We start from the raw sequence: 13,830 nt of genomic DNA, 5'->3' as shown, positions 1-13,830 counted from the left end.
ATTCATCGAAGGAGATGCAATGATTGTTGAAATCGCGGTGCAGGACCTTGAAGGCGCACGCATTGCATATGAAGAAGGGGCCGACCGCGTCGAATTGTGTGCCGCGCTGGGGGCGACGGGTGGCCTTACGCCAAGTCTCGCGATGATCGAGGCGTGCGCGGAGGTCGGCCTGCCGCAGGGCGTGCAGGTGCTGGTGCGCCCCCGCGCGGGGTCTTTTGTCTTCGCCGACGACGAAAAGCGGGTGCAGCTGCGCGACGTGAGGCATGCGATCGGCGCGGGCGCGTCGGGCGTCGTGGTCGGAGGCCTGGACGCGGCCGGTCGCATCGACGTCCCCTTCGCGGCGGCGTTGGCTCAAGCGGCGCATGATGAGGCGGGGCGGCATGGGCGGAGTGTGCAGGTCGCATATCATCGCGCATTCGACATGGTGCCCGACCGCATCGAGGCTTTGGACGGGCTGATCGGGATCGGCTATACGCGGGTGCTGACGTCCGGCGGCGCTTGCGACGCGCCGAGCGGGGCGGAGTCCCTTGCCGAACTTGCCCGCCATGCGGCCGGCCGTATCGAAATACAGGCGGGCGGCGGCGTTCGGCCGGACAACGTGGAGCGGGTGCTGTCCTGCGGCGTGGATGCGGTCCATCTGTCGGCGAAGCGCGTCGTGGCGGCCGACGGCGGCCCCGGCGGCGGTGGCGATGCCGGAATCGAACGGACCGATCGCGATGCGGTGCGCCGCGTCGTCGCGATCGTGCGTCGTTGGCGGGGAACGCCGACGACGCGTGAATGACGACGTCGTGGCGTATCGTTGAATATGAAAAGGTGGTTAACGATTTGACGTCGTAGTCAGATCGAAATAATAAAGAAAGGTTGATATCATGCCTGAAATCGTTATCGTGAAGGATGAGGCGCAAGCCGGTGAGATCTACGCCCGATGCGTGGCCGACCTGATCAAGGCGAAACCGAACGCGGTGCTGGGCCTGGCCACGGGATCCAGTCCGCTGGCGGCCTATAAGGCGCTCGCCAAAGTCGTCAAGGAAGAGTCGATCGACGTTTCCGACGTGCAGGGCTTCGCGCTGGACGAATACATCGGATTGCCGCTGTCCCATCCCGAGTCCTATCACAGCACGATCCACCGCACGGTCGTCGAGCCGCTGGGACTGGATCCTCAGCGGGTCCACGTTCCGGGAGACGTGCTCAACGGCGCTCCTCTGGAGGACGGCGACCTCATCCGCAATGCCGGCGCGGACTATGACGCGGCCATCGAAGCCGCCGGCGGCATTGATGTGCAGATCCTCGGCATCGGCACGGACGGGCATGTCGGCTTCAACGAGCCGGGCTCGTCGCTGTCTTCCGGCACCCGAATCAAGACGCTGGCGGAACAGACCCGCATCGACAACGCCCGCTTCTTCGACGACGACATCAATCAGGTGCCGACCCACTGCATCACTCAGGGCATCGGCACGATTCTGCGCGCCCGCCATCTGGTGCTGCTGGCCTTCGGCGCAGGCAAGGCCGAAGCCATCGCGGAAACCGTCGAAGGCGGGGTCTCCGCGTTCTGCCCGGCCTCGGCGCTGCAGCTGCATCCGCATGCCACCGTCATCGTGGACGAGGCCGCGGCCTCCCGCCTGCGTCACAAGGACTACTACAAGTACGCGTTCGAGCACAAGCCGGCCTGGCAGGGCATCTGATCGCTCTCGGACTTTCATCGGATATAAGGAGCATGCATGGAATCTCGTGAGCAAACAGTCGCACATGTGACTTCGGCGCTGAAGGGCGCTCCGGGGAGGATCGCCATTCGAGGCGCCCGCAAGGTCGACGCTCGCGGCGTGCAGGATCATTTCTGGATCGTCTCCGACGGCGGCGTGATCGTCGCCACCGGCACGAACGAAGAGGAATTCGATTCGGCCTGCCGTTCGATCGGCGTCGACCCCGCCGATTCATCCTCGGTCATCGACGCTTCCGGCTGGCTGATGACGCCGGGCTACATCGACATTCACGCCCACGGCTCGTGGGAGAAATCGTTCGACGACGGCCCCGACGGCATCGATATAGCCCGTGCCGGCCATGCCGTGCACGGCACCACGCGTCAGGTGCTGTCGCTGATCACCAATCCGATCGATGTGATGTGCGACAATCTGCGCAACGTGCGCGCGAAAATGGATGAACGCCCAGATGTGCTCGGCGCCCATCTGGAAGGCCCGTTCCTTTCCCTGAAGCGCAAGGGCGCGCATGATCCGGAATGCCTGAAGGATCCCGTTCCGGAGTTGGTCGAAGAACTGCTCGAGGCCGCCGACGGCTGCCTCCGTCAGATCACGATCGCGCCGGAGCTGCCGCACGGCATCGGCGCCATCAAGCAGTTCGCCGCGGCCGGCGTGGTGCCTGCAGTGGGGCATTGCGACGCCGATTATGATATGGCGAAGCGCGGATTCGATGCCGGCGCGGGTCTGGTCACGCATATGTTCAACGCGATGAACGGCCTGCATCATCGCGAGCCGGGTCCGATTCCGGCGGCGGTCGAAGATCCTCGGGTCACCATCGAGCTGATCAATGACGGCTTCCACGTCGCCAATCCAATGGTCAGGCTCGGCTTCGCGTTCGCCCCGCATCGTACGGCATTCGTCACCGACGCCATGGCGGCCACCGATTGCCCGGACGGCCCCTACAAGTTGGGCGCGTTGGACGTCAACGTCGTCGACGGCCACGCCAGACTGGTCTCGAACGGCGCCATTGCCGGTTCGACGTTGCTGCTTGAGGTCGCGGTGCGGCGCGCTGTGCTGGAACTGGGCATCGGAGAGGCGGAAGCGGTGGAGGCGGCGACCTTGACGGGCGCGAAGGTGTTCGGCTTCGACAAGCCGAATCCGGTTACCGGAGCCCCCATCGGACTGCTCGCCCCGGGCTTCGCCGCCGACGTATTGTTGACCGATCCGGCGACATGGAAGGTGGACTCCGTGTGGTGCGCCGGCAGGAGACTGCGCTGAGACGCAGCGTTTGACGGGACGATGGCGTTCGGCGGAAACAATATGACACCGTCCCGCCGTTCGTTCTGATATCGGGTGGTCGTCATCCGCGGCATGTGCTGCGGATGACGGCCACCTGTTTCATTATGTGGGCTTTTCGTCCGTTCTGTCTCACGATATGAAAGTTACGGGCAGGTTACGCACCCAGGCGCAATACGTTGTTACACAGTCAAGGTTGCAGCAGCCAAAAGCGTTTGCCCTTTCTGAACATCATGTCACGCATGATTCTGTACGGACCTGCAAGAGTTCCTTGGCGACATAACCCGTTTTCCCCGCCGTTCAATCATCGAATTCTTCGCTTGCGGGACGGGTATCGATGCTAGAGAGAGAGGATTCCATCGTGAATCGCAAGAAGATTATCGCTGCGATCGCATCCGTCGCGGCCGTGGCTTCGCTGGCCGCCTGCGGTGGCGTGAAGGATGACGCTGCAAACACCGCTGCCGATTCGAACACCATCACCATCGGCACCACCGATAAGATCACCAGCCTCGACCCTGCGGGCTCCTACGATAACGGTTCCTACGCCGTGCAGATTCAGGTGTTCCCGTTCCTGTACGCCCAGGATTACAACACCTCCGAACTGTCCGCGGACATCGCCGCGGATGACGGCACCTGGAGCGAAGACGGCACGGAATTCACCGTCAAGCTCAAGGAAGGCCTGAAGTTCGCCAACGGCAACGATCTGACCGCATCCGACGTCAAGTTCTCCTTCGACCGCATCAAGACCATCAACAACGAGAACGGCCCGGTCTCCCTGCTGGCCAACATCGAATCCGTTGAAGCTCCGGACGACACCACCGTGGTGTTCAAGGCCGCCGTCCCGTTCGACGTGACGCTGAAGCAGGTGCTCTCCAGCCCGGCCGGCCCGATCGTGGACGAAGACGTGTTCAGCGGCACCGAACTGACCGACGCCGACACCATCGTCAAAGGCAACGCGTTCGCCGGCCCGTACAAGCTGACCTCCTTCACCCTCAACGAATCCGCGGCCTACGCCAAGAACGATTCCTATGAAGGCCTGACCCCGGCCGAGAACGACACCGTGCAGGTGCAGTACTACGCCGACGCCTCCAATCTGAAGATGGCGGTCCAGCAGGGGCAGATCGATGTGGCGTACCGCTCCCTGAGCCCGACCGATATCGAGGATCTGTCCAAGGACGACAACGTCAACATCGTCTCCGGCCCGGGCGGCGAGGAGCGCTTCATCGCCTTCAACATGAAGCTCCAGCCGTATGGCGAATCCCAGCCGGACGCCGATGCGAACAAGGCCAAGGCCGTGCGCCAGGCCGTCGCGAACCTGATCGATCGCGAGGAGCTCGCCACCAAGGTGTACAAGGACACCTACACTCCGATGTACTCCTTCATTCCGGACGGTCTGGACGGCCATGAGGATACGCTGAAGGACGCTTACGGCGAAGACGGCAAGCCGAGCCTCGACAAGGCCAAGAAGGTTCTTGAGGACGCCGGCGTCGAAACCCCGGTGAAGCTCAGCCTGCAGTACAACGGCGACCACTACGGTTCCAGCTCCGCCGACGAATACGCTGCCATCAAGAACCAGCTTGAGGAAGGCGGCCTGTTCGAAATCGACCTGCAGCAGACCGAATGGACGCAGTTCAATGAGCAGCGCGTCGTCACCGATGACTCCGACGGCGCCTACCCGGCCTACCAGCTCGGCTGGTTCCCGGACTACTCCGACCCGGACAACTACCTGTCCCCGTTCTTCCGCGACGGCAATTTCGTCATGAACGGCTACTCCAACTCGGAGATCAACGACCTGATCGTCGCCCAGGCCGGCGAGCAGGATCACGACAAGCGCATCGAAATGCTGAAGCAGATCCAGCAGCTTGAAACCGAGGACCTGTCCACCATCCCGCTGCTGCAGGGCGCACAGACGGCGGTCACCGGTAAGAACATCGACGGCGTGGTGCTTGACGCCTCCTTCCGCTTCCGTTACTCGTCCGTGACGAAGTCCTGAACGGCTTGAACGAGTAAGGCGTCGATGATGACGAATGCCGGGCTTTCCGCACGCTGATCGGAATTCCCGGCATTCGTCGTCGATGCATATGGGCTTTCGGCCTTCTCCTCTTCCCCTTCATTCTTCCCCTCCACACGTGCCAAGCCAAGGAGCTTTGAGTGTCCCACAACAACGTCAAGGCCGAGTCGGTCGATCGGGCCCCCGCCAAGAAGGCGGCGGATCGGCCGCAGGCCAAGAAAAACAGAATCTCCAGTGGATTCTTCAAATTCGTATTGACCCGATTCCTGCTCATCATCCCGACGGTGTTCATCCTCGTCACCATCGTATTCTTCGTCATGCGCGCCACCGGCGACCCGATTTCCGCCGCCATGGGCGGACGCCTGACGCCCGACGAACTGCAGCGGCGCATTCACGAAGCCGGCTACGACCGTCCGCTGATCGTGCAGTACATCGAATACCTGTCCAACCTGCTGCACGGCGATCTGGGCACCACATTGACCGACAACCAGCCGGTCATCTCCATCCTGACCCATTACGGCGCGGCCACGTTCGAGCTGGCGTTCCTCTCGCTGATCGTCGCATTGATCGTAGGCATCGGCCTGGGCCGTGTCGCAGCCCGCCGGCGCGACCGTGGCGCCGACGCGGGCATCCGTACCTTCGCCATCCTGTGCTACGCCACCCCTGTGTTCTTCCTTGGCCTGGTTCTGAAGCTGATCTTCTCCGTATGGCTGGGCGTGCTGCCAAGCTCCGGCCGCGCCTCGCTTTCCAGCCAGATGCAATTCGAACGTCTGGTCAGCCCGACCGGCTTCTACATCATCGACGCGCTGCAGTTGGGGGATACGACCGTGCTGGTCGATGTCCTGCAGCATGCCGTGCTTCCGGCCCTCGCGCTGGGCCTGCTGACCGCAGGCGTGTTCATCCGTCTGGTCCGCACCAATGTCATCTCCACCTACAATTCCGGCTACGTCGAAGCCGCACGTTCCCGTGGCGTTTCGGAGAAGCGCCTGTTGTCCAAGCATGCGTGGAAGCCTGCGCTGATACCGATCATCACCGTCATGGGCATGCAGATCGCACTGATGCTCGCCGGCGCCGTGCTGACCGAAACCACCTTCGAATGGAAGGGCCTCGGCTTCATGCTGTCCAACTATCTGAAGGCGCGTGATTTCGCCGCCGTGCAGGGCATTGTGATTCTGATCGCCATTATCGTGGCCGTCGTCAACTTCATCGTTGATGTGATCAGCGCCCTGATCGATCCGAGAGTGAGGTACTGACGATGAGCGAAACCACAGTCACCGTCCCGGGCGACAAGCGCCTGAAGAATTTGAAAGTCACCAAGCCTACGCCATGGTTTTCCAAGCTTCCCGTCGTCCGCGATCTGAAAATCGCAGTCGGCTGGCAGAAGGCCATGCTGATCGTCGGCTTGTCCATCACCGCCATCTTCCTGCTGATCGCCATCTTCGCACCGCTGATCGCTCCATACGGATACGCGCAGCTGAAGGACGATAACGGTGTGGCGTTCCCGGCGCAGGCCGCTCCGAGCGCCGAACATATCTGGGGCACCACCGTCGGCGGCTACGACGTGTTCAGCCGCACCATATGGGGCGCTCGTACCGCGGTCATCGCCATCATCATCGCGGTGCTGCTGTCGATTTTCGCCGGCGTGCTGCTGGGCCTCGTCTCCGGCTACTTCGGCGGATGGATCGATCGTATTCTTGTCGTTATCGCCGATGCTGTCTACTCCTTCCCGTCGCTGCTGCTCGCCATTCTGATGGCAATCATGATTTCCGGCGGCCAGTCCAGCCTTTGGGGCGGCATCCTCGCTTCCGGCATCTCCATCACCGTTGTGTACATTCCGCAGTATTTCCGTACCATTCGCGCCGAAGTCATCCGCATCAAGAATTCCGCGTATGTGGAATCGGCGAAGGTCGTCGGCGCTTCCACATGGCGCATCATGACCCGCCACCTGTTGAAGAATTCCACGCGAACCCTGCCGGTTATTCTGACGCTGAACTCCTCCGAAGCGATTCTGACGCTCGCAGGCCTGGGTTTCCTGGGCTTCGGCATCGAACCGACCGCGGCCGCCGAATGGGGCTATGATCTGAACCGTTCCGTCACCGACGTCACCGCCGGCATCTGGTGGACCGCAATCTTCCCGGGTCTTGCAATCGTGCTGATCGTGTTGGGCATCACCCTGGTCGGCGAATCTCTTAACGATCTGGCCGATCCGCGTCTGCGTGCCCGCAAGTCCGCTGGCGAAGTGGTCGGATCCATCGAAGACACCTCCGTCGATCCGAGCGAAAAGCCAAGCAGCGACAATCAGGTGATGGCTGAATTGGCCTCACGCAATCCGAAGGCTTCCGCCGATGATTTCGCCAGTGTCGTCACCGACGCGCCGGGCGATTTGGCGGATGCCGCATACGAGGCAGGAAAGGAACAGTAAGCCATGAGCGACGAAAACACTACTGTGGCAGACGGCAATCTCGCCGAAATCAAAGGCCTGAGCGTTTCGTTCATGACGGACGCCGGTTCCATTCGCGCCATCGACAACATCGACTTCGTCATTCCGCGTAAAACCGTGGTCGGCGTGGTCGGCGAATCCGGCTCCGGCAAGTCCGTGACCGCTCGCTCCATCATCAAGCTGCTGCCGGAAACGGCAACCACATCCGGTGCGATCTATCTGTCGAACCGTGAAGGCACCGACCAGATGGATGTGCTGGCATTGAGTGGCGAAGATCTTCGTCGCATGCGCGGTGAAGAAGCGGCCATGGTGTTCCAGGAGCCGAATTCCGTGCTGAATCCGGTCTATACGATCGGCTGGCAGATCGAGGAGGGCCTGCGCGCCCACGGCTGCACCGACAAGAAGGAACTGCGCGCCAAGTCCATCGAAATTCTGAAGAAGGTCGGCATTCCGGACGCGGAAACCCGTGTCGACTACTATCCGCATCAGTTCTCGGGCGGTCAGAAGCAGCGCATCGTCATCGCCATGGCGTTGGTGCTGAATCCCGGCCTGATTCTGGCCGACGAACCGACCACCGCGCTTGACGTGACCGTTCAGGCTGAAATCCTCGACCTGTTGCGTTTGGCCCGTGACGAATTCGGCGCCTCCGTACTGATCATCACGCACAACATGGGTGTCGTCGCCGATCTGGCCGATCAGGTTGTGGTCATGTACCGCGGCCATGTGGTCGAACAGGGCACCGTGGAACAGGTCTTCTACAATCCACAGGACGATTACACAAAGCGTCTGCTTGCCTCCGTGCCGCGCATCGGTCAGAAGCTGACCGTGCACGACAAGGAAGGTAATGTCGTCGAGCGCAAGAAGGATTGGCATGAACAGCCGGTGGTGGTCGAAGCCAAGGGGCTGACCATCACGTATCCAGGTCATCTCATGCAGCCTGACTTCAAGGCCGTTGACGGCATCGATTTCACGATTCGCCGTTCCGAAGTATTGGGTCTTGTAGGTGAATCCGGTTCCGGCAAGTCCACCACGGGGCGTGCCATCGCTGGCCTGCAGAAGGTTTCCGGCGGCTCCCTGAACGTGCTCGGCGTGGAAATGAACGGTGTGAAGGAACGCCGGTTCAAGCCGAAGCGCGCCGATATCGGTTTCGTGTTCCAGGATCCGGGTAGCTCCTTCAATCCGCTGATGACCATCGCCGAAAACGTGGCCGAGCCGTTGCTAGTGCATAAGAAGTATTCCTCGGTCGCCGACGCCCGCAATTATGTGGGCGATCTGTTGGAAATGGTGCAGTTGCCGCGCGCATATATGAACCGTTTCCCGCATGAGCTTTCCGGCGGCCAACGTCAGCGCGCCTCGCTTGCTCGCGCCTTGGCGTTGAAGCCGAGCCTGCTGATCGCCGATGAGCCGACTTCGGCTCTTGACGTTTCCGTGCAGGCCAAGGTTTTGGAACTGTTCAAGACCCTGCAGGTCGAAATCGGTTTCGCCTGCCTGTTCATCACCCACGATCTCGCCGTCGTCGACATGCTCGCCGACCGCATCATGGTGATGCACAAGGGCAAAATCGTTGAACATGGCGATGCTGATCAGATCATGCAGCATCCGAGCGATCCGTACACGCAGAAGCTGTTGGCTTCGTTGCCGGTGCCCGATCCGCGTGAACAGCGTCTGCATCGCGAGCATCTGCACGAGCTGCTGGCCCGCGAGGCGTGAGTTCGCACAGTCGATCATGTGATGGGGAAGAACATGACCGGCGAAAGATTTGCCAAGCTTACCCTTCCCTCTCCTAATCAATCAGCGTATATCGTGTACGCGGCGTCCAAAAGATTGCCGTTGCGCATGGTGTGCGCTGATTTTGTATTTCTGCAGAATACGGTTTTATCAAGGAATTCTTATAATGGGGTTCTTATAACGACAATGCAATGCCGCATGATTACAAGGTAACGAGGAGGTTTCTTTGCTGCACCAAAATGAAGAGGCGGTCACACATACCGGTGCCCGTTCACAGGAATCCGTTCCGATACTGATTCCCCAGCCGAAATCAGCTGACTTCTCCGGTGAAACCTTCCTGCTACCGTATGCTGGAAGAATCGTTGAATATGAGGAATGCGGCGACGCTGCCAACGTGTACGCCCGCCAATTGGCCGACGATATCAAAAACGCGACCGGCATCGCCTGGGACATTGCGAAAGGCCGGTCATGGCATGCGTTCATCGCATTGCGCATCAACGCTGCCATTGCGGCGCAAGGCTATCATCTGCGCATCGCCTCCGACGGCATCATCGTGGAAGGCGGTGACGCGGAAGGCTTGCGCAACGGCGTGCAGACGCTGCGCCAAATCATCCGTCAATCCGCGCCTGCAATGCCGGTCGGTGACATCGAAGACCTGCCCGACTACACGACGCGCGGCTACTATCTCGACGTCACCCGCGGCCGCGTGCCCACCATGCAATGGCTGAAAACCTGGGCCGACAAGCTGTGCCTGTACAAATACAATCAGCTGCAACTGTATATCGAACACACGTTTATGTTCGATGGCATGAGTGAAACATGGCGTGGAACAAGTCCGCTCACACCCGCGCAGATCATGGAATTCGACGAATACTGCGCGGCGCGCGGCATTGAATTGGTGCCGTCCGTGTCTACATTTGGGCATCACTATATGGCGTTGCGCACGAAGGAGCTGCGCGGCTTGAGTGAATTCCCGCAGGACGCCGACCGCGCGTACAGTTTCATCGAGCGTATGGAACATCACACGTTGAATGTCACAAACGATGAGGCGTTCGCATTTTCTACGCGGCTGATTGAACAGTATTTGGAACTGTTCCACACGAAGAAATTCAATATTTGTGCGGATGAAACTTTCGATTTGGGCAAGGGCGAGTCGAAGGCGCTCGCCGACGAAATCGGTGTGGGTGCGATGTATGCGCAGTATGTGACGCGCCTGTGCGAATATTTGTCCGAACGTGGCCACGAGCCGATGATGTGGGGCGATATCGCCGTGCAGATGCCGCAGATTCTGGACCAGTTGCCGAAGAATGTGATGCTGCTCAACTGGCAGTATGACGCTGACGTGACCGATGAAAAAGTGCGGCTTGTCGCCGAATCGGGTGCAAGGCAGATCGTGTGTCCGGCGGTGCAATGCTGGAATTCGCTGCTGCCGCGTCTGGGCGACGCCTGGCATAACATCTCCCGAATGGCACGATATGGCGCGCAATATGGTGCGGTCGGCATCCTGATTACCGATTGGGGAGACTATGGGCATGTGAACGATCCGCATATGGCGGTGCCCGGCATGATATATGGTGCGCAATGCGCTTGGAATGCTGCGAATTCCGATGATGATGCGGATGCGGTGAACGCTGCCGTTTCGACATTGGAATACGGCGATGTCTCCGGCATGATGTTGTCGGCGTTGGTCAAGGCCACGCGCGAAGTGTCTTTTGGGTGGGATGACGCCGTCCGATACGTGGAATTGGATGCCGGAAACGGCGTGCTGAACATGGATGTACTGTATTCGATTTGGAATTTGAAGGATGAGCAGCGCGCATGGCTGCGCGACAGCGATATGCTGGCGCAGGCACGGGATCGTTATCTGATCGCGTTCGCGAATCGGATCGGCCGTGCCGAAAGCGCGAACGCCGCATTGGATGGCATTGAACGGCGGACATGTGCAGCGTTGGCCGACGCTCGCGGTGAACATGCCATGATGATGCGCGCGTTACGTATAGCATTCGCAGGCCAGCGATTACTGAATCTGACAGGCCTGCATTTGCTGCAGCAGGTCGACGTGGCAACAGGCCTGGATGATGATGCGGATGGCGGAATAACCGATACCGAGCTGGCTCGCGCATTGGAAATGTGGGGCGAACAATATGCGATCGCATGGCGTTCCGTCAGTGAAGAATCGGAATTGAGACGCGTCCTCAGCACGGTGTGGCGCTGTGCCGACGCATTGCGGTAACGCCTTCACGGCCCCACGTCGCATAAGCCGTGGAACACGACGGTTGACGCGAACGCTTGCGAAGCGTCGCCTATAGTCGCAACTAGTCACGGATAGTTGAGTGGGCTGAGACGCGAATATCGTCGTCCCAGCCCACGTTTCTGATACCAATATTAAATGGTCATCAATCAATATTGTTTGCCGCCACAGCGAAACAGCGCATGCGCATCGCCATTGGCCTTATTCGCCATGTATTGACGGAACAAAGCGAGACGTTCGACGCTGCTGGGCACCATCGGCTCCGGCAGATCATCCAGATCGAACCATCCGACTTCAAGGCTTTCCTCGTCGCCGATGAACGGCGTATGGTTGCCTCCCGGCTTCAACGCGCACAGGAACGAATGATCCATATACTGCGTGACATCGCCGTTGTTGTAGATCACTTGCTCGGCGTCGGAAGTGACCGACACCAAATCGGTGACGATGACGTCCAAGCCGGTTTCTTCCTTCGACTCACGTATCACCGTGTCGGCAGGCTGCTCGCCCGGTTCGTTGATGCCGCAAATCAGCGCCCACTTGCCGTTATCCGAACGGCGTTCCAACAACACCTTGCCTTCATCATTGAGAAGGATGCCGGTGACGCCGATCAGCCACAAAGGATCATGGCCGATCTTCTTGCGCAGCTCCAACACGAAATCCGGTGTAGGCATGGCAATATCTCCTTGCTACTACAGGCAGGGCCGGCCGCACGAAGTCGCACAGCCGGCCCTGTAATATCACCGTCAGTTCTTCTGGGCGGCCATATCGGCCATCCAGTCCTCAACATCCTCGATGGTCTTCGGGATATCGATGGAAATCCACTCCGGGCCATGCTCGGTCATCAGCACATCGTCCTCGATACGAACGCCGATACCGCGGAATTCCGGCGGAACCAGCAGATCGTTCTCCTTGAAGTACAGGCCGGGCTCGATGGTGAAAATCATGCCCGGGCGAATCTTCGCACCCTGATACTCGTCGTAGCGGGCCTGCGCGCAATCATGCACGTCAAGACCAAGATGATGCGCGCAACCGCATGCATGCCAACGACGATGCTGCTGGCCTTCGGGGGAGAGCGACTCTTCGACGCTCACCGGCAGAATGCCCCAATCATGCAGCTTCTCGGCCAGCACACGCATCACCGCATGATGAATGTCGGAATAGGTGGCGCCGACCTGCGCGGCCTCAAAACCGGCGGCCTGGGCATCCAGCACCGTCTGGTAGATGTCGCGCTGCAAATCGGTGAACTTGCCGTTCGTTGGGAACGTACGCGTGATATCAGCCGTATACAGGCTGTCGGTCTCCACACCGGCGTCGATCAACAGCAGGTCGCCGTTGCGCACCACACCCGTGTTGCGCATCCAATGCAGGATCGGCGCATGCGGGCCGGACGCGATGATCGTGTCATAGCCGACCTCATTGCCTTCCTCGCGGGACACCGCGTTGAACGCGCCCTCCAGCATGCGTTCGGAACGCGGCAGGTCGACGACGCTCGGCAGCTTGCGCAGAATATTGTCGAAGCCCTTCTTCGTGGCGGCCACGGCCTTGCGCATTTCGCCGATCTCATACTCGTCCTTGCACATGCGGGCTTCGGCGGCGAATTCGTGCAGCTTGTCGTCATCGGCGGCGTTCTTGTCCGGATCGGCATAGCCGTTCGCCTCACGGGCCTGCTCGACCAGTGCGGTGATTTCGGCGTCGGCCTCGCGAATCACACGCACGCGCACGGCGCCGGCTTCAGTGCCGACATCTTTGCCCAACGCGTCCGGCAGCTGCGCGATGTCATGCGTTTCGATGCCGGTCATCGCGGCCAATTCCTTCAGGCCGGCGCGGGCGCCCACCCAATACTCGCCGTAATGAGCGTTCGTGTAATATTCCTCGGTGGAATTGTCGGCGCGCGGTGCAACATACAGCACGGCGTCATGCGTCTTGCCGGCCTTTGCCTCATCCGAATCCGGGTCGACCGGGTTCAGCACGAGCACTGCTCCCGCCTCATAATCCTGGCCCAAGCCCGTGTAATAGGCGAACGTCGTATCCGGACGGAAGGCGTAATCGCAATCATTGCTGCGCACCTTCGGCTGACCGGCCGGAATGACGATGCGCTCGCCGGGGAAGCGGCGGCCCAGAGCCTCGAGACGTGCCGGTGTGTACTTGCTCGACTCGAGCGGCTCGATTTCCGGCTCCTGATTGTCCCAACCGGTGGTCATGAATTCCTTGAACGTCTCCCCGGTCGGACGCAGCGTGCGGTTGTTCACACGGTCGTCGATCGCCTGATCCGCGCCCGGGGCCTGCGCGGCCTCAAGCGCCTCGTATTCCTTGTCCTTTTCAGTGATGCTCATCGCCACTCCTCGTCGATGGTTACTACCGCTCTCATCCTAGTCGCAACGGGTATTTTGTCCATTCGAAGAGCGGACAA

Annotated in this window: 10 protein-coding genes; 8 read left to right on the top strand and 2 right to left on the bottom strand. The window is 60.3% G+C overall.

Going from position 1 to position 13,830, the window contains the following annotated elements; all coding sequences use genetic code 11:
* The first annotated feature begins 19 nt into the window (after window positions 1–19).
* The 8 genes from AC1AX7_RS01170 to AC1AX7_RS01135 all read left to right on the top strand — a co-directional run bounded on the left by AC1AX7_RS01170 (window position 20) and on the right by AC1AX7_RS01135 (window position 11,402).
* A complete protein-coding gene (locus tag AC1AX7_RS01170) occupies window positions 20–781 on the top strand; it encodes a copper homeostasis protein CutC (protein WP_476508268.1) in 762 nt (253 codons plus the stop codon).
* Window positions 782–869: 88 nt separating this feature from the next.
* Window positions 870–1,682 (top strand): glucosamine-6-phosphate deaminase, encoded by an 813-nt coding sequence (gene nagB, locus AC1AX7_RS01165; RefSeq protein ID WP_476508267.1) that lies wholly within the window; start codon window positions 870–872, stop codon window positions 1,680–1,682.
* Window positions 1,683–1,718: 36 nt separating this feature from the next.
* The gene (locus AC1AX7_RS01160; protein WP_476508266.1) at window positions 1,719–2,972 is read left to right on the top strand and encodes an N-acetylglucosamine-6-phosphate deacetylase; all 1,254 of its coding nucleotides are present in this window, start codon (window positions 1,719–1,721) and stop codon (window positions 2,970–2,972) included.
* 379 nt (window positions 2,973–3,351) lie between these two features.
* Window positions 3,352–4,983: an ABC transporter substrate-binding protein gene (locus AC1AX7_RS01155; protein ID WP_476508265.1), complete on the top strand. Its 1,632-nt coding sequence runs from the start codon at window positions 3,352–3,354 to the stop codon at window positions 4,981–4,983.
* Window positions 4,984–5,228: 245 nt separating this feature from the next.
* The gene (locus tag AC1AX7_RS01150; protein ID WP_476508396.1) at window positions 5,229–6,254 is read left to right on the top strand and encodes an ABC transporter permease; all 1,026 of its coding nucleotides are present in this window, start codon (window positions 5,229–5,231) and stop codon (window positions 6,252–6,254) included.
* Window positions 6,255–6,256: 2 nt separating this feature from the next.
* Window positions 6,257–7,423: an ABC transporter permease gene (locus AC1AX7_RS01145; RefSeq protein WP_476508264.1), complete on the top strand. Its 1,167-nt coding sequence runs from the start codon at window positions 6,257–6,259 to the stop codon at window positions 7,421–7,423.
* A gap of 3 nt (window positions 7,424–7,426) precedes the next feature.
* Window positions 7,427–9,151: a dipeptide ABC transporter ATP-binding protein gene (locus tag AC1AX7_RS01140; protein ID WP_476508263.1), complete on the top strand. Its 1,725-nt coding sequence runs from the start codon at window positions 7,427–7,429 to the stop codon at window positions 9,149–9,151.
* 307 nt (window positions 9,152–9,458) lie between these two features.
* Window positions 9,459–11,402, top strand: a complete 1,944-nt coding sequence (locus tag AC1AX7_RS01135; protein WP_476508395.1) for a family 20 glycosylhydrolase — start codon at window positions 9,459–9,461, stop codon at window positions 11,400–11,402.
* 167 nt (window positions 11,403–11,569) lie between these two features.
* Here AC1AX7_RS01135 and AC1AX7_RS01130 read toward each other — a convergent pair whose 3' ends face one another.
* On the bottom strand, window positions 11,570–12,091 hold the full coding sequence (locus AC1AX7_RS01130; RefSeq protein WP_476508262.1) for an NUDIX hydrolase: 522 nt from the start codon (window positions 12,089–12,091) through the stop codon (window positions 11,570–11,572).
* Between the two features lie 72 nt (window positions 12,092–12,163).
* On the bottom strand, window positions 12,164–13,753 hold the full coding sequence (locus AC1AX7_RS01125; RefSeq protein WP_476508261.1) for an aminopeptidase P family protein: 1,590 nt from the start codon (window positions 13,751–13,753) through the stop codon (window positions 12,164–12,166).
* Window positions 13,754–13,830: the final 77 nt, after the last annotated feature.

The organism is Bifidobacterium sp. LH_449 (assembly GCF_056356755.1).
This window is presented reverse-complemented; position numbering and strand designations above follow the sequence as displayed.